Source organism: Sanguibacter keddieii DSM 10542, from assembly GCF_000024925.1.
GTDB classification, from domain to species: Bacteria; Actinomycetota; Actinomycetes; order Actinomycetales; family Cellulomonadaceae; genus Sanguibacter; species Sanguibacter keddieii.
In genome coordinates this window covers 2,489,340-2,508,339 of the sequence record NC_013521.1, presented here as the reverse complement: position 1 = coordinate 2,508,339, position 19,000 = coordinate 2,489,340, and the positions used below count along the sequence as shown (strand labels likewise).

The following is a 19,000-nucleotide window of genomic DNA, read 5'->3' as shown; positions in this document are numbered from 1 at the left end:
GGATTCGTCGAAGAGGTCGTCCTCGTCGAGCAGCTCGTCGTCCTCGTCGTCCTCGTCGGGGATGGTCCCCTGCGAGACGGGGCTGCCTCCCGCCGGGGGCCCGTCGTGCGGCGCGAGGGGGGCTTCGGGCTCCGGCTCGGGCGCGAACCCCGGTGTCTGCCAGGAAGGAGCGGGCGGATCCGCCACGGGGCCGGGCGCAACCGGTCCCGGCGTCTCGACCGGGTCGGCCTGCACGAGCCGGCGCGCGTCCATCGACGACGCACCCCACCCGGGGCCGTCGTCCGCGACGTAGCGACGGCGCGGCGTGGACGGGAGCTTGGACCAGTCGGGCTCGACACCCCAGCGCTTGGGGCCCTTGGGCTTGAAGGGCAGCGGCGACGACGCGCCCTGCGGGACGTCGCCCTCCGGGGCGGGTGGTGCGCCGTCGGGAGCGTCGTGCTCACGACCGGCCGGGGTGCTGTCGCCAGAGGGGGTCATACGACCAGCCTAAGGACTTCTCGACGCCCGTGTGCCCGTCGTCCCTGTCGTCGGGGATCCTCGACGACTGCGGTGCGCCTGGGGACGACGAGGCAGGCCTGCGGGCCTCCGCACCCGGACGGCACCGCACCTCCGCGTGGACATCGGCACCTCCCCGCCCGGATGCTTCCTAGAATGGAGCGGTGACCTCACGAGCCGACACACCGATCACGCTGCCGCTCCGTCGCGACCTCGCGGGGGAGGTGCCCTACGGCGCCCCCCAGATCGACGTCCCGCACCTGCTCAACGTCAACGAGAACCCCTACCCGCCGGGGCCCGAGGTCGTCGCGACCCTCGCCGCGTACGTCTCCGCCGCCGCCGGCACGCTCAACCGCTACCCCGACCGCGACTTCCCGGCGCTGCGCGCCGACCTCGCCGACTACCTCGCGGGGGAGTCAGGGGTCCGGGTCGACCCCGCGCAGGTCTGGGCGGCCAACGGCTCCAACGAGGTCATGCTGCACCTCATGCAGGCCTTCGGCGGCCCCGGGCGCACGGCGCTGTCCTTCGCCCCGACGTACTCCATGTACCCCGAGTACGCCCGCGACACCCACACCCGCTGGGTGGCCGGGCGCCGCGAGGAGGACTTCACGCTCGACCCCGACGTCGCGGTCGCGACGATCCGCGAGCACACCCCGTCCGTCATCATCCTCACCAGCCCCAACAACCCGACCGGCACCGCGATGCCGTTCTCGACGGTCGAGGCGGTCTGCGAGGCGGCCCTCGAGCTCGACGTCGACGGGTCGCCGGCCGTGGTGGTCGTGGACGAGGCCTACGCCGAGTTCCGCCGGGCGGGCGTGCCCTCGGCCCTCGAGCTGCTCGAGCGCTACCCGAACCTCGCGGTCAGCCGCACCATGTCCAAGGCCTTCGCGCTCGCCGGCGCACGGGTCGGCTACCTGGCCGGCTCGACCGACCTCGTCGACGCGCTGCGCATCGTCCGCCTGCCCTACCACCTGTCGGCAGTGACGCAGGCCACGGCGCGTGCCGCCCTCGCGCACGCGCCCGCCCTCCTCGCCCAGGTAGATTCGCTCCGGACCGAGCGCGACGCCACGGTCGCGTGGCTGCGCTCGCAGACCCTCGACGGGAGACCGCTCCAGGCAGCCGAGTCCGACTCGAACTTCGTGCTCTTCGGCACGTTCGACGACCGGCACGCCGTGTGGCAGGGTCTTCTCGACCGAGGTGTCCTCATCCGGGAGACCGGACCCGAGGGCTGGCTCCGGGTGTCGATCGGCACACCGCAGGACATGATCGCGTTCAAGGACGCACTGGTGGAGGTGGCAGGGCTGTGAAGGCTGCACAGGGGACGCGCCGCGGGCGCGTCGAGCGGACGACGAGCGAGTCGAGCGTCCTCGTCGAGATCGACCTCGACGGCACAGGGCGCACCGACATCTCGACGACGGTGCCCTTCTACGACCACATGCTCACGGCGCTCGGCAAGCACTCGCTCATCGACCTCACGGTCAAGGCGACCGGCGACACGCACATCGACGCGCACCACACCGTCGAGGACACCGCCATCGCCTTCGGCGAGGCGCTGCGGATCGCGCTCGGCGACAAGTCGGGGATCGGCCGCTTCGGCGACGCCCTCGTCCCGCTCGACGAGGCGCTCGCGCAGGCCGTCGTCGACGTGTCCGGCCGTCCGTACCTCGTGCACACCGGCGAGCCCGCAGGCCAGGAGTACCACCTCATCGGCGGGCACTTCACCGGCTCGCTGACCCGCCACGTCCTCGAGTCCATCGCCCACCACGCCGGGATCTGCATCCACATGCGCGTCCTCGCCGGCCGCGACCCCCACCACATCGTCGAGGCGCAGTTCAAGGCTCTCGCCCGCGCCCTGCGCGCAGCGGTCGAGCCCGACCCGCGCGTCGAGGGCATCCCGTCGACCAAGGGAGCGCTGTGAGCAGCCCCGACCAGAGCACACCCGACCAGAGCACGTCAGAGCAGGCCCCCTCGCGCACGAGCGGGACGACCGTCGCCGCCATCCTCACCCAGGTGGCCACGGCCGAGGCGCTCGCGGCAGCCTGCGCGATCGGCAAGCACGTCGTCGACGCCGTCCCGTCGCCGATCGGTGCCTACGCGGTCCTCGTCGACCCGTCCGGCGACCGCCCGGCCGAGCTGGCCTCCGCGGTGTCGGGACTGGTCAAGACCGTCCCGCTCATCCTCTTCGAGGCGACCGACGGCCACATCACGGCCAGCCAGTGGCTCGCGGGCGTCCGCGGCGAGGACCTCCCCGCCGCGCTCGTCCTCGACGGGGCGCCGCACGAGTTCGAGGACGTCCTGCTCGGCTCCGTCGCGGCCTCCGAGGTCGAGGGAGCCGTGTCGAGCAAGGGGATGTCGAGGTGGAAGGCTGCTCGCAGCCTGGCCGCCTCGCGTCGCGCTCCCCGCGGGAGGCGCTGACGTGGCCGGCAGACCCACCGTCGTCGTCCTCGACTACGGCTTCGGCAACGTCCGCTCGGCGGTCCGCGCCCTCGAGCACGTCGGCGCCGCCGTCGAGCTCACCGCCGACCCGAAGGTGGCCGCTGTCGCCGACGGCCTTCTCGTCCCCGGCGTCGGCGCCTTCGCCGCCGTCATGCAGGGGCTCGAGAAGGTCCGCGGCGGGCAGATCATCGAGCGTCGCCTCTCGGGCGGACGGCCGGTCCTCGGCATCTGCGTCGGCATGCAGGTGATGTTCGACGCCGGCGACGAGCACGGCGAGCACACCGAGGGCCTCGCCCAGTGGCCCGGTGTGGTCGACAGGCTCGAGGCCCCCGTCGTCCCGCACATGGGCTGGGACACGGTCGAGCCGCCCGCCGGCTCGGCGCTCTTCGACGGCGTCGAGGACGAGCGCTTCTACTTCGTGCACTCCTACGCCGCCCGCAGCTTCAGCCTCGGCACCGACGAGCCCGTCGACGGTCGCTTCAAGCCCCCGCAGGTCACGTGGTCCGACCACGGCGGCCGCTTCGTCGCGGCGGTCGAGAACGGCCCGCTCTCCGCGACGCAGTTCCACCCCGAGAAGTCGGGCGACGCCGGTGCGCAGCTGCTGCGCAACTGGCTCGGCACGCTCTGACCGGCACGAGCGCACCCGGGGCGACCTCACCGTCCCGCCGGGTGCGCTCCGCCCCTGCACGCCCCCTGCTCCAGCCACGCCCACCGGTCCCCGAGAGGATCTCGTCATGACTGACCGTCTCGTCCTTCTGCCCGCCGTCGACGTCGCCGAGGGGCAGGCCGTCCGCCTCGTCCAGGGCGAGGCCGGCTCCGAGACCTCCTACGGCGACCCGCTGACCGCCGCCCTCGACTGGCAGTCCGGGGGCGCCGAGTGGGTGCACCTGGTCGACCTCGACGCCGCGTTCGGCCGTGGCTCCAACGCCGAGCTGCTCGCCGACGTCGTGGCGCGCCTCGACGTCAAGGTCGAGCTCTCGGGCGGCATCCGCGACGACGCCTCGCTCGAGCGCGCCCTCGCGACCGGCTGCGCCCGGGTCAACCTGGGCACGGCCGCCCTCGAGAACCCCGAGTGGACCGCCCGGGTCATCGCCGAGCACGGCGACGCCATCGCCGTCGGCCTGGACGTCCGTGGCACCACCCTCGCGGCGCGCGGCTGGACCCAGGAGGGCGGCGACCTCTGGGAGGTCCTCGAGCGCCTCGACCAGGCCGGGTGCTCGCGCTACGTCGTCACCGACGTGACGAAGGACGGGACGCTGCGCGGCCCGAACATCGAGCTGCTGCGCGACGTCGCGGCGAAGACCTCGGCGCCCGTCGTCGCCTCGGGCGGGATCTCGAGCCTCGACGACCTCGCCGCGCTGCGCGAGCTCGTCGGGTCCGGCGTCGAGGGCGCGATCGTGGGCAAGGCGCTCTACGCAGGCGCCTTCACGCTGCCGCAGGCGCTCGACGTCGCCGGTCGCCCGTGACGCAGCACCCCGATCACCCGCACGACGGGGCCGCCCAGGAGCACGGCGGCAGTGCGGCTGGCGGGGGCAAGGCGCTCCCCGGGGCGTCACCCTTCGCCGGTGACGACGGGTCGGCCGACCCGGAGCTCGCCCGTCTGCTCGTCGAGCACGCGGCGGGCACCGCGCCGCTGACCGCGGTCGTCGCACGGCTCGCGCAGGTGCGGGTGCTCATCCCGGTGCTCGCCGAGGTCGAGGCCGAGGGGACGACCGACGACGGCCTGCGGGTCGACAAGGAGGCCTCGGCGGGAGTCGTCGCGCTCGAGGCCCCCGACGGACGTCGCGCGCTCCCGGTGTTCTCCTCCGTCGCTGCGATGACCGCCTGGCACCCGGCCGCGCGCCCCGTCCCGGCCGACGCCGTGCGTGCCGCGCTGTCCGCGGTCAGCGAGGACTGGGCGCTGCTCGTGGTCGACCCGGCAGGTCCGGCGAGCGCGCTCGTGCCCCGTCCCGCCGTCTGGGCCGTCGCCCAGGGACGGTCGTGGGTCCCGGCTGTCGTCGACGGCGCGGTGGACGCGGACGTGGCGCACGCGGTCGTCCAGGCGGTCTCGGGTATCCCGTCGGTCGCCAGCGTCCGGGCAGAGCCTGGTCGCTCGAAGGAGGTCGCCGTGGTCCTCGCGATCGACCCGGGCCTGACCCGTGCCGGCCTCGACGCCGTGCTCGCACAGGTCAACGCCGCGCTCGGTGCTGACGACGTCGTCGGCGAGCGCGTCGACTCGCTCGAGCTGCGGATCGGCCGGGCCGGTTGACGCGCTGGTCGTCGGTCGGTCAGCCGCGCGACAGGCTCAGCAGGTCAGCGGTTCTTGCTCCACGAACCCCGAGTCGTCGGCCAGCAGCTCCTGGAGCGTGCTGACAGGCACGAGGTAGCTGAGGTCGTCCGAGCTCTTGGCGTAGACGATCCCGATCACCTGACCGGCAGAGTCCAGCGCCGCAGAGCCCGAGCTGCCCGGCTCGACGCTGGCGTCCGTGAGGAGCACCTGGCCGAGGGTGACGTTGAGAGGGTCCGAGGTGTACTCGATGACGGTGCCCTTGGTGACCGTGAGCGCCCCTCCGTTCGGGTAGCCCACGACCGTCACGGAGTCCCCGGGCTCGGGGTCCTCGGGCGCCAGCTGGGGGAAGGTGTCGAGGTCGGTGGCGGTCCGGATGACGGCGAGGTCGGCGAGGTCGGCGCTCTCCGAGGCGGTCACGCTCACGTCGCGGCCGTCGTAGGTGCTCAGCTGGAGGTCCTGGTTCCCCTCGACCACGTGCTTGTTGGTGATGAGCAGCCGCTCGCCGACCGCGAAGCCGGTACCGCGGATCACGCCCTCGCACCCCACGTTCCGGACCCGTACGGCCATGCGGCGGGCCGCGTCGAAGCCGTCGGGCGACAGGAACCCGGTCTCGTCGGGGACGCTGCCGGAGCCCCGCGTGGGCACGACGGAGTCGGGCATCGGCCCGGGGAGGTCGGGGACGGTGCCGCACCCGGCCACGAGGAGCGCGCACAGGGCGCCGGTGGTGAGCGCGGTGCGCGCCCTGGTCGGCCGGCTCACTGCTGCGACAGGTCGCGCTGCAGGGCGTTGTAGCTGTCGATCGCCACCTTGCAGATGCTGTTGGTGTCGTCGGTGGCCTGCTGGAGCCCCTCGGGGGTCGTCGAGTCCGGCGCCGAGAGGAAGCCGAGCAGGGAGGTCTGCGCCGTCACGCAGTCGCCCATCTTCGACGAGACGTCGACCGCGGCCTCGGCGACCGCCTGGAAGTCGGAGACGGCGATCCGCTGGCTCTCGCGGTCGTCGCCCACCTGGGCCTTCTCGTCGGCGAGCTCGGTGATGCGCTGCTGCGCGGTGGTGAGCTGGTCGCGGGTGCTCGTGAGGTCGCCGGTGATCCCCTCGAGGTCGGTCGTCAGGTCGGCCACCCGCTGCCCGAGCTCGCGCGACTGCGCCTCCCACTCGCCCGAGCGCTCGTTCCACTGGTGCGAGAGCACGCCGAGATAGCCCCCGCCGGCGAGCGCGGCGACGAGCACGACCGACAGGAGGACGATCGCGACGGTCGCGCCACGTCGTCGCCGGGGTCGCTCGAGGTGGTGGGCCGTGCCAGGACCGGTCGGCGCGGACGACGCGTCAGCCGGAGCGGGCTCGGGCTCGTTCGCGACGTCGTCCAGCACGAGGTGGTCGGCCAGAGGAGCGTCGTCAGACTGCGCCTCGCCCGAGCGGGGAGACCCGGACCGCACGTCGTCCGGGTGCAGCGCCGGCTCGACCGGGGTCCTGGCCTCCGCCGCGACGTGCCCGCTGGTCCGTGTGCGTGCGGCCGGGGGGAAGGACGGCGGGACGGCGTCGGTGCCGTCGGCGCGGTCCTCGCCAGGGCTGCTCAACTGACCGTGCCGGTGAACGACTCACCCGGGCCCTCGCCCGGGGCGTCCGGGTAGATCGACGCCTCGCGGAACGCGAGCTGCAGGCTGCGCAGCCCGTCGCGCAGGGACCGTGCGTGCTGGTTGCCGATGTCTGGCGCGGCGGTCGTCACGAGCGCGGCGAGCGCGTTGATGAGCTTGCGGGCCTCGTCGAGGTCGAGCTGGTCGGCTGCCTCGGGGCCGTCCGCGAGACCGCACTTCACCGCGGCCGCGCTCATGAGGTGGACGGCGGCGGTGGTGATCACCTCGACGGCGGCGACGTCGGCGATGTCTCTCGTGGCCTGCGGCGCGAGGTCGTCGACGGAGTGTGCTTCGTGGGTGTGCTCTGCGGTCATGGGTCTAGTGTCCACGAGGACGCCCCGGTCTGGCGACCTCCGGCGCTCCTCGGGCCGTGCCCGGACGCACCACGGGGCCAGGACCGTCCGGTCCTGGCCCCGTGGTGGGCGTCAGCGGTGGGCGCCAGCCTGCTGCGCCGGGCGCCTGCTCAGGCCCGCTCAGGCCCGCTCAGGCATCGTCAGGCGTGGTCGGCGCCGATGCCGATCGGCTCGGCCGACTCGTTGGCCGTCTCGATGGAGCCGACCTTCTCGCGGAGCGTCGCGCCGAGGGTGGCGTCGACGCTGGTCCAGTACCCGAAGAAGCGCTCACGGACGCGGTGCACCGTGATGCCCGAGCCCTGCCCGACGAGGGTCTCGACGAACCGTGCCTTGGCGGCGTCGTCGAAGACCTCGCGGTACAGCGTCCCGGCCTGGCCGAAGTCGTCGTCCTCGCTGTGCAGCGTCGCCGCGGTGCGGACGAGCTCGCCGTCGCTCTCCCACGAGCCGGCTGCCGCGCGGGACGCGTCGGCGACCGGTCCGCCGAAGGAGTTCGGGGCGTAGACGGGGTCGGAGGCCGCCTTGAAGCCGTGACGCTGCGCCCCGTCCTGCGAGTAGTTGTGCACCGGTGCCTTGGGAGCGTTCACCGGGATCTGGTTGTAGTTGGTGCCGACGCGGTACCGCTGGGCGTCGGGGTAGGAGAACACGCGAGCCATGAGCATCTTGTCGGGGCTAATGTCGATGCCGGGGACGGTGTTCGCGGGGGAGAACGCAGCCTGCTCGATCTCGGCGAAGAAGTTCTCGGGGTTCCGGTTCAGCGTGTGCGTCCCGACCTTGATGAGCGGGTAGTCCGCGTGCGGCCAGACCTTCGTCAGGTCGAAGGGGTTGAACCGGTAGGTCTTGGCGTCCTCGTAGGGCATCACCTGGACGTGGACGTCCCAGGACGGGTGGTTCCCGGCCTCGATGGCCTCGTAGAGGTCGCGGCGGTAGTAGTCGGCGTCGGCGCCGGCGATCTGCTCGGCCTCGGCGCTCTCCATCTCGATGTTCCCCTGGTTCGAGGTGAAGTGGTACTTGACCCAGAAGCGCTCGCCCGCGGCGTTGATCCACTGGTACGTGTGCGACCCGAAGCCGGGCATCTCGCGCCAGGAGCGGGGGAGCCCGCGGTCGCCCATGAGGTAGGTGACCTGGTGCGCGGACTCGGGGGAGAGGGTCCAGAAGTCCCACTGCATGTCGCCGTCGCGCAGGCCGGAGCCCGGCAGGCGCTTCTGCGAGTGGATGAAGTCCGGGAACTTGATGCCGTCGCGGATGAAGAACACCGGGGTGTTGTTGCCGACGATGTCGTAGTTGCCCTCGGAGGTGTAGAACTTCACCGAGAAGCCGCGGACGTCGCGCCACGTGTCGGGGCTGCCCTGCTCGCCGGCCACGCTCGAGAAGCGCTGCAGCGTCTCGGTGACGGTGCCGGGCTGGAAGACGGCTGCCGAGGTGTACGCCGAGACGTCACCGGTCACCTCGAAGGTGCCGAAGGCGCCGCCACCCTTGGCGTGGACGATGCGCTCCGGGATGCGCTCGCGGTTGAACTGCGCGAGCTTCTCGACGAGGTAGCGGTCGTGCAGGACGGCTGCGCCGTCGGGTCCGGCGGTGAGCGAGTGCTCGTCGCTGGCGATCGGGGTTCCGGTCTGGGAGGTCGTGAAGCGGTCGGTCATGGGGGCTTCCTTCTCTTCGGGGATGCGGCGAGTGGTACGTCGGGGGTGTCGGAGGGTCCTGGTCCGTCGGACGCTGGTCCGGCGGGAGCGGGTGGGGCCGGACGCTCAGGTGGTGGGCACGGCGCCGGGGCGCGGTCCTGTCGTCATGGCCTGGCAGTCGGCGCAGGTGCCCCAGAACACGACCTCGGCCTCGTCGATGACGAACCCGTGGTCGGTGGAGGGGACCAGGCAGGGGGCGTGGCCGACCGAGCAGTCGACGTCGGCCACGGTGCCGCAGCTGCGGCAGACGACGTGGTGGTGGTTGTCGCCGACCCGCCGCTCGTAGCGGGCCGGGTGACCGGCGGGCTCGATCCGGTGGAGGATCTCCGCCGTGGTGAGCACCGCGAGGACGTCGTAGACCGCCTGGGTCGAGGCGGTGCCGAGGCTGGCTCGCACGTGGGCGAGGATCGTGTCCGTCGTCGAGTGCGGCCACCGGGCGACGGCGTCGAGCACCGCGAGCCGGGTCGCCGTGACGCGCAGACCGTGGCTGCGCAGCAGCTGGTCGTCCGCGGCAGGACGCTCGGAGGTGAGCTCGGGGGTGGTCATGGGTCCATCTCAGCATTTTTTCTGGAATCGTTCCAGTACTGGAACGGGTCCGGCGTGTCGGGGACGGCGAGGCCTGCAGGGTCGTGGTTCCGTCCCACGCCCTCGTGGGGTACAGTTAGCGGCTGACCGACCGAATGATCGTCGAGCGGTCTCCGAGCCCCGCCCCCACCAGGGTGGACGTGACGAGGAAGAGCGACGGTCGACCGGTGCACAAGTGGAGCCACTCCCACCCGAGTCTCGACAGCCTGCCACGTGCCCAGCACGCAGTAGCGACAGAGTCCGGGTTCTGGTCCGAACGACGAGCAGCACCTCGGTGCGACCCGTCGTAGCGTCGCCCGCGACCGTCTCCGGACGGACCGTGCGACCCGGACGTCCAGGCCTCCACCCTGTGCTCAGGGATGGGGGCCTTTCCCGTTCCTGACGAGCTTCCGACACGTCACAAGGAGCATCACATCAGCGAGCCTCGCATCAACGACCGGATCCGCGTCCCCGAGGTCCGGCTCGTCGGACCAGGTGGAGAGCAGGTCGGGGTCGTACGCATTGAGGTCGCCCTGAGCCTTGCGCAGGACGCTGACCTGGACCTCGTCGAGGTCGCCCCCGACGCACGCCCGCCGGTGTGCAAGCTCATGGACTACGGCAAGTTCAAGTACGAGTCGGACATGAAGGCTCGTGAGGCTCGCCGCAACCAGGCCAACACGGTTCTCAAGGAGATCCGCTTCCGCCTGAAGATCGACCCGCACGACTACGGGACCAAGAAGGGCCACGTCGAGCGCTTCCTCAGCGCCGGCGACAAGGTCAAGGTCATGATCATGTTCCGCGGTCGTGAGCAGTCGCGTCCCGAGATGGGCGTCCGCCTGCTCCAGCGCCTGGCGGAGGACGTCCAGGAGCTCGGCTTCATCGAGAGCATGCCCAAGCAGGATGGTCGCAACATGATCATGGTGCTCGGGCCGACCAAGAAGAAGGCCGAGGCCAAGAACGAGCAGCGCAAGCGCAACCAGGAGGAGTCGCCCCGTGCGGCCCGCCCGGCCCGCGCCGAGGAGCCTGTGGACCAGGCCGCCTCCGAGGACTTCGAGGCACAGGTCGCAGCCGCGACCGAGGCCGTCGAGGCTGCCCCGAAGGCCGCCCCGGTCGAGGCGCCCGCTCCTGCTGCTGCCGCTCCGGCGCCTGCTGCGGCAGCACCGGCCAAGGCAGCGCCCGCGTCGAAGCCTGCAGCGGCCTCCAAGCCTGCTGCTGCGCCCAAGCCGGTCGTCGCTCCCAAGCCTGCTGCAGCCCCCAAGCCTGCAGCCACCCCGAAGCCTGCTGCGAAGCCGAGCACGCCGAAGCCGCCCGCGGCCCGGCCGGCAGCACCCAGGCCGAGCGCAAAGCCCGCTCCGCAGAAGAGCGAGTGACGCTGCACGACCACCTGGCCGGTCCTCGGACGCACGTCCGAGGCCTGACCGAGGCGGAGCCCACCGGCTCCGACCAGACCGACGTCGAGTGTTGCACCTGACACCTGACCAGACCTGAGGAGAAACGGCAGCCATGCCGAAGAACAAGACGCACTCCGGCGCGAAGAAGCGGTTCCGCATCACCGGTAGTGGAAAGGTCATGCGCGAGCAGGCCAACAAGCGCCACCTGCTCGAGCACAAGTCGAGCCGTCGCAAGCGCCGCCTGTCTGGCGACCTGGTCGTCAGCGCCGCCGACGTCAAGAAGATCAAGAAGCTGCTCGGCAAGTGACCTCCGGCGGGCCACGGCTCGCTGACAGACCTCATTTCCAGCCCCGAACTGCAAGGAGCTACACGTGGCACGCGTGAAGCGGGCGGTCAACGCCCACAAGAAGCGTCGTACTATCCTCGAGCAGGCCAGCGGTTACCGCGGCCAGCGCTCGCGCCTCTACCGGAAGGCGAAGGAGCAGGTCACCCACTCCCTCACCTACTCGTACCGTGACCGCAAGAAGCGCAAGGGCGATTTCCGTCGTCTCTGGATCCAGCGCATCAACGCCGCGGCTCGCGCCGAGGGCATCACGTACAACCGGTTCATCCAGGGCCTCAAGGCTGCTGAGATCCTCGTGGACCGTCGTGTCCTCGCGGAGCTCGCCGTCTCCGACGTCGCCGCGTTCAACGCGCTCGTCAAGCTCGCCAAGGCCGCACTGCCGGCCGACGTCAACGCGCCCAAGGTCGCGGCCTGACGACAGTCGTGGCAGGCGCCACGCACCTGCGTGACGCCGAACCAGACTCGAGGACGCCCAGACGATGACCGAGATCACCAGCACCCGCAGCGATCGGGTGAAGATGGTCCGGTCGTTGTCTGGGCGTCCTGCTCGTTCCCGCACCGGCCGGTTCCTCGTCGAGGGACCGCAGGGTGTGCGCGAGGCAGTCCGGCACCGCCCGGAGGCCGTCCGTGACGTCTACCTCACGGCGGAGTCCCGCGACCGCTACCGCGAGATCGTCGCGGACGCCGAGGCCGCCCGCGTCTACTTCCACGTGACCACGCCCGAGGTGATCGAGGCCATGAGCCCCGACTCCCAGGGCGTGCTCGCGGTGCTCGACCTCCCCGCACCGGGCGACGGTCCCGAGGCCGCCCTCGACGCGGCCCTCGCCCGAGCACCGCGGCTCGTCGCGGTGCTGTCGAACGTCCGTGACCCCGGGAACGCGGGTGCGGTCATCCGCGCCGCCGACGCCGCCGGCGCGGACCTCGTCGTGCTCACCACGAACAGCGTCGACATCCACAGCCCCAAGGTGGTGCGGTCGACCGCCGGCTCCCTGTTCCACCTGCCCGTCGTCACGGGGGTGCCGCTCGACCAGGTCGTCGCCGCGCTCTCCGCGCACGGCCTCCAGACCCTCGCAGCCGACGGCGTGGGGACCCACGACCTCGACGAGCTGCTCGACGTCGCGGGGAGCGCCCCCGAGGGTGTCCCCGACCTGGCAGCACACTCCGCCTGGGTCTTCGGCAACGAGGCCTGGGGGCTCACCGAGGACGAGCGCGGTCTGGCCGACGCCGTGGTGCGGGTCCCCATCCGCGGGCTCGCCGAGTCGCTCAACCTCGCGACCGCCGCCACCGTCTGCCTCTACGCGAGCTCTCGCGCCCAACGCTAGGACCACCCATGACCGCTGACCAGGCCCCGCTCGGGCACGGTCTCCGTGTCCGGCACCTCACGATGATGGGCCTCGGCTCAGCGATCGGTGCCGGGCTCTTCCTCGGGACGGGCGTCGGGATCTCCGCCGCAGGACCCGCGGTGCTCGTCTCGTACGTCGTCGCCGGTGCGCTCGTCGTGCTCCTCATGCGCATGCTCGCCGAGATGGCCTCGGCCGTCCCGTCGAGCGGCGCCTTCTCGACGTACGCCGAGGTCGGCATCGGCCGCTGGGCCGGGTTCACCGTCGGCTGGGTCTACTGGTTCATGCTCGTCATGGTCCTGGGTGTCGAGATCACCGGTGCCTCGCAGATCGTCTCCGGGTGGTTCCCCGGGGTGCCGCAGTGGGTCGTCGCGCTGGTGTTCGTCACCTTCTTCGCCGTCGTGAACCTCGCCGGCGTCCGGCGCTTCGGGGAGTTCGAGTTCTGGTTCGCGACCATCAAGGTCGTCGCGATCATCGGGTTCCTCGTGGTCGGGGCGCTCGTGCTGACCGGCGTGATCGACGTCGGTCAGCCGGTCGGGATCCAGGCGATGCTCAGCGACGGCGGCTTCGCACCCAACGGCATCGCCGGGATCGCCGCAGGGCTGCTCGCCGTCCTCTTCGCCTTCGGGGGCATCGAGATCGTCACGATCGCCGCGGCCGAGTCCGAGGACCCCGCCCGCTCGATCGCGCGGGCCGCGGCGAGCGTCGTCTGGCGCATCCTGTTCTTCTACATCGGGTCCGTGACCGTGATGATCCTCGTCATGCCGTGGAGCTCACCCGAGCTGGTCGCCGGCCCCTTCGTCTCAGTGCTCGACATCGCCGGCGTCCCCGGTGCGGGCCGGGTCATGGAGGCGGTCGTGGTGATCGCGCTCCTGTCGGCCTTCAACGCGAACGTCTACGGCACGTCGCGGATGGTCTTCTCGCTCTCCCAGCGCGGCGACGGCGCACGGTTCTTCCTCGGTGTGAGCCGGCGCGGGGTGCCCAACCGCGCCGTGTGGACGTCGATCGTCTTCGGGCTCGTGTCCGTCGGCCTCAACGCCTGGCTCCCCGAGCAGATCCTCGGCATCCTGCTCAACGCGGTGGGCGCGACCCTGCTCGGCATCTGGGCCTTCATCGCGGTGTCCCAGCTGCGGCTGCGCCCGCGCCTCGAGCGCGAGGGCACCCTCACCCTGAAGATGTGGGCGTTCCCCGGCCTGACCTGGGCGACCCTCGTCGCCCTCGCCGCGATCGTCGTGCTCATGCTCTTCGACGACACCGCCCGCCAGCAGCTCGTGGCGACGGTCGGCCTGTTCGTGCTCGTCGCGGCGGTCTACGTCGTCCGTGAGCAGGGCCGACGCCGCCGGGGCGCACGACTCTCCGACTAAGATCGACGCGGGTCCACCCGACCGCGACGACCCGTACGACCGAGCCCGGAAGGCACGTATGTCTACCCCTGATCCCGCAGCGCAGGCTGCACCCACGTCGACCTCTGCTGCGACCCCCGCAGCGATCTCGCCGCTCGACGCCGACGCCGTCTCGGCGGCCGTCGACGCCGCCCTCGCGGCGGTCGCCGGGGCCGACAGCCTCGACGCGCTGCGTGCCGTGCGGACCGCGGTGACCGGCGACCGCAGCCCGATCGCCCTGGCCAACCGGGAGATCGGCGGGCTCCAGGGACCGGACAAGGCGACCGCGGGCAAGATCCTCGGTCCGGCACGTGGCCGGGTCAACCAGGCGCTCTCTGCGCGTCAGGTCGAGCTCGAGGCCGAGCGGGACGCGCGCGTGCTCGTCGAGGAGGCCGTCGACGTGACCCTCCCCGTCGACCGTCGGCTCGCCGGTGCACGCCACCCGCTCGAGCTCATCCAGGAGCGCGTCGCCGACTTCTTCGTGTCGATGGGCTGGGAGATCGCCGAGGGCCCGGAGATCGAGGCCGAGTGGTTCAACTTCGACGCCCTGAACTTCGGCCCCGACCACCCGGCGCGCCAGATGCAGGACACCTTTTTCGCGCGGACCCCCGGGACCGAGGACGGCGACTCCGGTCTCGTCCTGCGCACCCACACCTCGCCCGTCCAGGCGCGCACGCTGCTCGAGCGTGACCTCCCGCTGTACATCGCGTGCCCCGGCAAGGTGTTCCGCACGGACGAGCTCGACGCCACGCACACCCCGGTCTTCCACCAGGTCGAGGGGCTCGCGGTCGACAAGGGCCTGACCATGGCTCACCTGCTCGGGACGCTGGACCACTTCGCCAAGGCCATGTTCGGCCCCGACGCGAAGACCCGGCTGCGCCCGTCGTTCTTCCCGTTCACCGAGCCGAGCGCCGAGATGGACCTGTGGTTCCCGCAGAAGAAGGGCGGCGCGGGCTGGATCGAGTGGGGCGGCTGCGGCATGGTCAACCCCAACGTGCTCCTGGCTGCGGGCGTGGACCCGCAGGAGTACACCGGCTTCGCCTTCGGCATGGGGATCGAGCGCACGCTCATGCTCCGCCACGGCATCGCCGACATGCACGACATGGTCGAGGGCGACGTCCGCTTCTCCCAGCACTTCGGAATGGATCTCTGATGCCGAACATCCCACTGACCTGGCTCGGCGAGCACGTCGAGCTCCCTGCCGGTCTCACGGCCGAGCAGCTCGCCGTCGACCTCGTGCGCGTCGGGCTCGAGGAGGAGGAGGTGCACGGCGCGGCCGTCACGGGTCCTCTCGTCGTCGTCCGTGTGCTGAGCCTCGTCAAGGAGCCGCAGAAGAACGGCAAGGTCATCAACTGGTGCCAGGTCGACGCCGGTGCGCACAACACCCTGGACGACGACGGCCGGCCGACGGTCCCGCGCGGGATCGTGTGCGGCGCGCACAACTTCGTCGAGGGCGACCTCGTCGTCGCGGCGCTCCCCGGCACCGTGCTGCCCGGGCCGTTCCCCATCGCGGCCCGCAAGACGTACGGCCACGTGTCGGACGGGATGATCTGCTCGACGAGCGAGCTCGGGCTCGGTGAGGGCGGCGACGGCATCATCGTCCTCGACCCGGCCGTGCACGCCGGCGTCGAGCCGGGCGACGACGCGATCGCTCTCCTCGGCCTCGGCGAGGAGGTCCTCGAGATCAACGTGACCCCCGACCGCGGCTACTGCTTCTCGATGCGCGGAGTCGCCCGTGAGTACTCGCACTCGACGGGCGCGCGCTTCACCGACCCCGGTCTGCCCTCGGGCTCCCTGCCCGGGGCCACGGCCGACGGCTTCGAGGTGGTCGTCGAGGACGACGCCCCGGTCCACGGCGTCGCCGGCTGCGACCGCTTCGTCACGCGCGTCGTGCGCGGTGTCGACGCCTCGGCCGCCTCTCCCGCGTGGATGCAGCGCCGTCTGACCCAGGCCGGCATGCGCCCGATCTCGCTCGCGGTCGACGCGACCAACTACGTCATGCTCGACCTCGGTCAGCCGCTGCACGCCTACGACCTCTCGACGCTCGTCGCGCCGGTCGTCGTGCGCCGCGCCACCACGGGGGAGCGGCTCGTCACGCTCGACGGGACCGACCGGGCCCTCGACACCGGGGACCTCCTCATCACCGACAGCGCCGGTGGACGCGGCGCACGCGTCCTCGGCCTCGCCGGGGTCATGGGTGGTGCGGAGACCGAGGTGTCCTACTCCACCACCGACGTGCTCGTCGAGGCCGCGCACTTCGACCCGATCTCGGTCGCCCGGACCGCCCGACGCCACCGCCTGCCCAGCGAGGCGGCCAAGCGCTTCGAGCGCGGGGTCGACCCGCGCCTCGCGGCCGTCGCGGCCCAGCGCGTCGTCGACCTGCTCGTCGAGCACGGCGGCGGCACGGCCGACCCCGCGGTGAGCGACCTCGACGCGGTGCCCGAGCGGCCCGTCGTCGAGATGGCGCTCACCGAGCCGGCCCGCCTCGTCGGCGTCGACTACACGCGTGACCAGGTGGTCGGCACGCTCGAGCAGATCGGGTGCACCGTCGTCGAGCAGGGGGCGACCGGCACGCTGCTCGTGACCGTGCCCACGTGGCGCCCCGACCTCACCGGTGCCGCCGAGCTCGTCGAGGAGGTCGCCCGCCTCGTCGGCTACGACCAGATCCCGTCGGTCCTCCCGGTCGCACCGGCCGGCAGCGGGCTGACGCGAGGACAGCGGGCACGGCGCTCGGTCGCCCGCGGCCTCGCAGAGCACGGGCTGGCCGAGGTGCTCAGCTACCCGTTCGTCGGGCAGGCGCAGCTGGACGAGCTCGGGCTCCCCGCGGACGACGAGCGTCGCACGATGCTCTCGCTGGTGAACCCGATCTCGGCCGAGAAGGGGCAGATGCGGTCGTCCCTGCTGGTGACGCTGCTCGACACGGCACGCCGGAACGTCGCGCGCGGACGCAGCGACCTCGCGCTCTTCGAGCTCGGCCTCGTGACCCTGCCCGTCGCCGGCGCCCCCGCGGCCCCGGCGCTCCCGGTGGGTCAGCGTCCCTCGGACGAGCAGCTCGCGGCCGTCGCAGCAGCCGTCCCCGCCCAGCCCCGGCACGTCGCCGGGGTCCTGGCGGGGAGCCTCGAGCTGCCGGGCTGGTGGGGGACCGGTCGGGCCGCCGACTGGACCGACGCGCTGGCCGCGGTCCGTCTCGTCGCCGAGCGTGCGGGTGCCGAGATCGTCGTCTCGTCGACGAGCGACCGTGCTCCGTGGCACCCCGGTCGCTGCGCGGAGGTCCGTCTGACGGACGGCACGGTCGTCGGTCACGCGGGTGAGCTGCACCCCAAGGTGGTCGAGCAGCTCGCGCTGCCCGCACGCACGGTGGCCTTCGAGGTGGACCTCGACGCGCTGGTCTCGGCCGCGCCGACCGAGCCTCGGCAGGCAGGCCTCGTGTCGACCTTCCCGCTCGCCAAGGAGGACCTCGCCCTCGTCGTCGACGCCGGCGTCCCGGCGCAGGACGTCTTCGACGCGGTGCGCGACGGGGCCGGCGACCTCCTCGAGGACCTCCGGCTGTTCGACGTCTTCACCGGCGAGCAGGTGGGCGAGGGCAAGAAGTCGCTGGCCTTCTCGCTGCGCCTGCGCGCGCAGGACCGGACGCTGACGGCGCAGGACACCGTGGCCGTCCGTGAGGCTGCTGTCGCCTCCGCCGCAGCGCGTGTCGGCGCGGAGCTGCGCGCCTGACGCCAGGCAGCGCCAGGTACGACGAGAGGGCCGGTCCCGCAGGAGTGATCCTGCAGGCCCGGCCCTCTTGTCGTCGGCTAGACGGTCCCGTCGGGCGCGTAGCTGCAGTCGTACCCGGGCGGGAGCCACCGGAAGGTCGTCGTGACGTCCTCGGTGCTGACGCCCGGCGGGCGGTCCTGGTAGCAGGCGAGCCGGGACTGGTCCATGCCGACCTTCGCGTACCACGCGGCGCCGAGCCCGGTGCTGAGCACGATGAGGGCGGTCAGGGCGACGCGTGCGCCCCGTGAGGGGCCGGGTCGTCTCTCGTCGTAGCCGCCGTCGGCCCAGGAGTGGTTCATGCCGTCGAGCCTATCGGCTGCCGTGCCACGTCGGGCTGACGTGCGCCGACGCGCCGGTGGCGCGTCACGGCAGCAGCAGCACCTTACCGGTGGTGCGACGACCCTCGAGCGCACGGTGCGCCTCGGCGGCGTCGGCGAGCGGGTAGGTGTGGCCGACCCGGACGTCGAGCGTGCCGGCCCGGACGGCGTCGAAGAGCTCCTCGGCACGGCGGACGAGCTCGTCGCGGGTCACGACGTAGTCACCGAGGGAGGGGCGGGTGACGTAGAGCGACCCTCCGGCGTTGAGGCGCTGGAGGTCGACGGGCGGGACCTGACCGGACGACCCGCCGAAGAGCACGAGCATCCCGCGTCGACGGAGGGAGGCGAGCGACGCGTCGAAGGTGTCCTTGCCGACGGAGTCGTAGACCACGTCGACGCCCTGGCCGTCGGTGAGCTCCCTGACCCGGGCCGGGAGCTCGGTGGTGAGGTCGCCCATCTGGCGGTAGTCGATCACCTCGCTGGCCCCGGCGGCCCGCGACAGGGCGGCCTTCTCGGCGGTCGAGACCGTCGTGATCACGCGGGCCCCGCGCGCCACGGCGAGCTGGGTGAGGAGCAGCCCGACCCCGCCGGCACCCGCGTGCACCAGGGCGGTGTCGTCGGGGCCCAGCGGGTACGTCGAGGTCGCGAGGTAGTGCGCCGTCATGCCCTGCAGCGGGATCGCGGCCGCCACCTGGAGGTCGACGTCCGCGGGGACGGGCAGGGTGCGGGCTGCCGGCACGACGACCAGCTCGGCGTAGGAGGCGGGCGCGTCGGACCAGGCGACGTGGTCGCCGACCTCCACGTCGGTCACCTCGGACCCGACCGCCTCGACGACGCCGGCCCCCTCGGACCCGAGGACGCTCGGGTACTCGATGCTGTAGACGCCAGAGCGTCGGTACGTGTCGATGAAGTTCACGCCCGCCGCGGCGACCCGGACGAGGACGTCGTGGGGCCCGGGGGTGGGAGCGTCGACCGTGGCGTGGCTCAGGACCTCCGGCCCACCGGCCGCGGTCGCCACGACGGCGCGCATGGAGGACTGCGTCA

General features: G+C 72.3%; 20 protein-coding genes. 13 read left to right on the top strand and 7 right to left on the bottom strand.

Features of this window, described 5'->3' with window-relative positions; translation table 11 throughout:
• Nucleotides 1-659: 659 nt before the first annotated feature.
• The 6 genes from SKED_RS11065 (at nucleotide 660) to SKED_RS11040 (ending at nucleotide 5,179) form a co-directional block, all read left to right on the top strand.
• Complete coding sequence (locus SKED_RS11065; protein ID WP_012867239.1) at nucleotides 660-1,802, top strand: histidinol-phosphate transaminase; 1,143 nt, start codon at nucleotides 660-662, stop codon at nucleotides 1,800-1,802.
• Nucleotides 1,799-2,413 carry an imidazoleglycerol-phosphate dehydratase HisB gene (gene hisB / locus SKED_RS11060; protein ID WP_012867238.1) on the top strand — a complete coding sequence of 205 codons (615 nt, stop codon included), beginning with the start codon at nucleotides 1,799-1,801 and terminating at the stop codon, nucleotides 2,411-2,413. Before SKED_RS11065 ends, hisB begins: the two co-directional genes overlap by 4 nt.
• Nucleotides 2,410-2,910 (top strand): hypothetical protein, encoded by a 501-nt coding sequence (locus tag SKED_RS11055; RefSeq protein ID WP_012867237.1) that lies wholly within the window; start codon nucleotides 2,410-2,412, stop codon nucleotides 2,908-2,910. The genes hisB and SKED_RS11055 overlap by 4 nt, the downstream gene beginning before the upstream one ends.
• Nucleotide 2,911: 1 nt before the next feature.
• On the top strand, nucleotides 2,912-3,559 hold the full coding sequence (gene hisH / locus SKED_RS11050; protein ID WP_012867236.1) for an imidazole glycerol phosphate synthase subunit HisH: 648 nt from the start codon (nucleotides 2,912-2,914) through the stop codon (nucleotides 3,557-3,559).
• 106 nt (nucleotides 3,560-3,665) lie between these two features.
• Nucleotides 3,666-4,397, top strand: coding sequence for a bifunctional 1-(5-phosphoribosyl)-5-((5-phosphoribosylamino)methylideneamino)imidazole-4-carboxamide isomerase/phosphoribosylanthranilate isomerase PriA (priA, locus tag SKED_RS11045; RefSeq protein ID WP_012867235.1), 732 nt, complete (start codon nucleotides 3,666-3,668; stop codon nucleotides 4,395-4,397).
• A complete protein-coding gene (locus SKED_RS11040; RefSeq protein ID WP_012867234.1) occupies nucleotides 4,394-5,179 on the top strand; it encodes an SseB family protein in 786 nt (261 codons plus the stop codon). Before priA ends, SKED_RS11040 begins: the two co-directional genes overlap by 4 nt.
• 36 nt (nucleotides 5,180-5,215) lie before the next feature.
• Here the strand turns inward: SKED_RS11040 and SKED_RS11035 are convergent, their stop codons facing one another.
• The 5 genes from SKED_RS11035 to SKED_RS11015 all read right to left on the bottom strand — a co-directional run bounded on the left by SKED_RS11035 (nucleotide 5,216) and on the right by SKED_RS11015 (nucleotide 9,409).
• Complete coding sequence (locus tag SKED_RS11035) at nucleotides 5,216-5,959, bottom strand: S1C family serine protease (RefSeq protein ID WP_012867233.1); 744 nt, start codon at nucleotides 5,957-5,959, stop codon at nucleotides 5,216-5,218.
• Nucleotides 5,956-6,774: a hypothetical protein gene (locus SKED_RS11030; protein WP_012867232.1), complete on the bottom strand. Its 819-nt coding sequence runs from the start codon at nucleotides 6,772-6,774 to the stop codon at nucleotides 5,956-5,958. Before SKED_RS11030 ends, SKED_RS11035 begins: the two co-directional genes overlap by 4 nt.
• Nucleotides 6,771-7,145 carry a DUF1844 domain-containing protein gene (locus tag SKED_RS11025; protein WP_012867231.1) on the bottom strand — a complete coding sequence of 125 codons (375 nt, stop codon included), beginning with the start codon at nucleotides 7,143-7,145 and terminating at the stop codon, nucleotides 6,771-6,773. The genes SKED_RS11030 and SKED_RS11025 overlap by 4 nt, the downstream gene beginning before the upstream one ends.
• Nucleotides 7,146-7,324: 179 nt before the next feature.
• On the bottom strand, nucleotides 7,325-8,824 hold the full coding sequence (locus SKED_RS11020; RefSeq protein WP_012867230.1) for a catalase: 1,500 nt from the start codon (nucleotides 8,822-8,824) through the stop codon (nucleotides 7,325-7,327).
• 105 nt (nucleotides 8,825-8,929) lie between these two features.
• Nucleotides 8,930-9,409 carry a Fur family transcriptional regulator gene (locus SKED_RS11015; RefSeq protein ID WP_012867229.1) on the bottom strand — a complete coding sequence of 160 codons (480 nt, stop codon included), beginning with the start codon at nucleotides 9,407-9,409 and terminating at the stop codon, nucleotides 8,930-8,932.
• Between the two features lie 398 nt (nucleotides 9,410-9,807).
• Between SKED_RS11015 and infC the strand changes: the two genes are divergently transcribed.
• The 7 genes from infC to pheT all read left to right on the top strand — a co-directional run bounded on the left by infC (nucleotide 9,808) and on the right by pheT (nucleotide 17,600).
• On the top strand, nucleotides 9,808-10,797 hold the full coding sequence (gene infC / locus SKED_RS11010; RefSeq protein ID WP_012867228.1) for a translation initiation factor IF-3: 990 nt from the start codon (nucleotides 9,808-9,810) through the stop codon (nucleotides 10,795-10,797).
• A gap of 133 nt (nucleotides 10,798-10,930) precedes the next feature.
• Entirely contained in the window at nucleotides 10,931-11,125 is a 195-nt protein-coding gene (gene rpmI, locus SKED_RS11005; RefSeq protein WP_012867226.1) for a 50S ribosomal protein L35, read from the top strand.
• Nucleotides 11,126-11,189: 64 nt separating this feature from the next.
• Nucleotides 11,190-11,576, top strand: coding sequence for a 50S ribosomal protein L20 (gene rplT, locus SKED_RS11000; RefSeq protein WP_012867225.1), 387 nt, complete (start codon nucleotides 11,190-11,192; stop codon nucleotides 11,574-11,576).
• 64 nt (nucleotides 11,577-11,640) lie between these two features.
• Entirely contained in the window at nucleotides 11,641-12,483 is an 843-nt protein-coding gene (locus SKED_RS10995) for a TrmH family RNA methyltransferase (RefSeq protein ID WP_012867224.1), read from the top strand.
• Between the two features lie 8 nt (nucleotides 12,484-12,491).
• Nucleotides 12,492-13,865 (top strand): amino acid permease, encoded by a 1,374-nt coding sequence (locus SKED_RS10990; RefSeq protein WP_012867223.1) that lies wholly within the window; start codon nucleotides 12,492-12,494, stop codon nucleotides 13,863-13,865.
• Nucleotides 13,866-13,923: 58 nt separating this feature from the next.
• Nucleotides 13,924-15,036 carry a phenylalanine--tRNA ligase subunit alpha gene (gene pheS / locus SKED_RS10985; protein WP_042439095.1) on the top strand — a complete coding sequence of 371 codons (1,113 nt, stop codon included), beginning with the start codon at nucleotides 13,924-13,926 and terminating at the stop codon, nucleotides 15,034-15,036.
• Nucleotides 15,036-17,600 carry a phenylalanine--tRNA ligase subunit beta gene (gene pheT / locus SKED_RS10980; RefSeq protein WP_012867221.1) on the top strand — a complete coding sequence of 855 codons (2,565 nt, stop codon included), beginning with the start codon at nucleotides 15,036-15,038 and terminating at the stop codon, nucleotides 17,598-17,600. Before pheS ends, pheT begins: the two co-directional genes overlap by 1 nt.
• Before the next feature lie 77 nt (nucleotides 17,601-17,677).
• On the opposite strand, the gene SKED_RS10975 is transcribed toward pheT, so the two are convergent.
• Together SKED_RS10975 and SKED_RS10970 are read right to left on the bottom strand one after the other, a co-directional pair.
• Complete coding sequence (locus SKED_RS10975; RefSeq protein ID WP_012867220.1) at nucleotides 17,678-17,938, bottom strand: hypothetical protein; 261 nt, start codon at nucleotides 17,936-17,938, stop codon at nucleotides 17,678-17,680.
• A 64-nt stretch (nucleotides 17,939-18,002) separates the two neighbouring features.
• A complete protein-coding gene (locus SKED_RS10970; RefSeq protein ID WP_012867219.1) occupies nucleotides 18,003-18,986 on the bottom strand; it encodes a quinone oxidoreductase family protein in 984 nt (327 codons plus the stop codon).
• Between the last annotated feature and the right edge of the window lie 14 nt (nucleotides 18,987-19,000).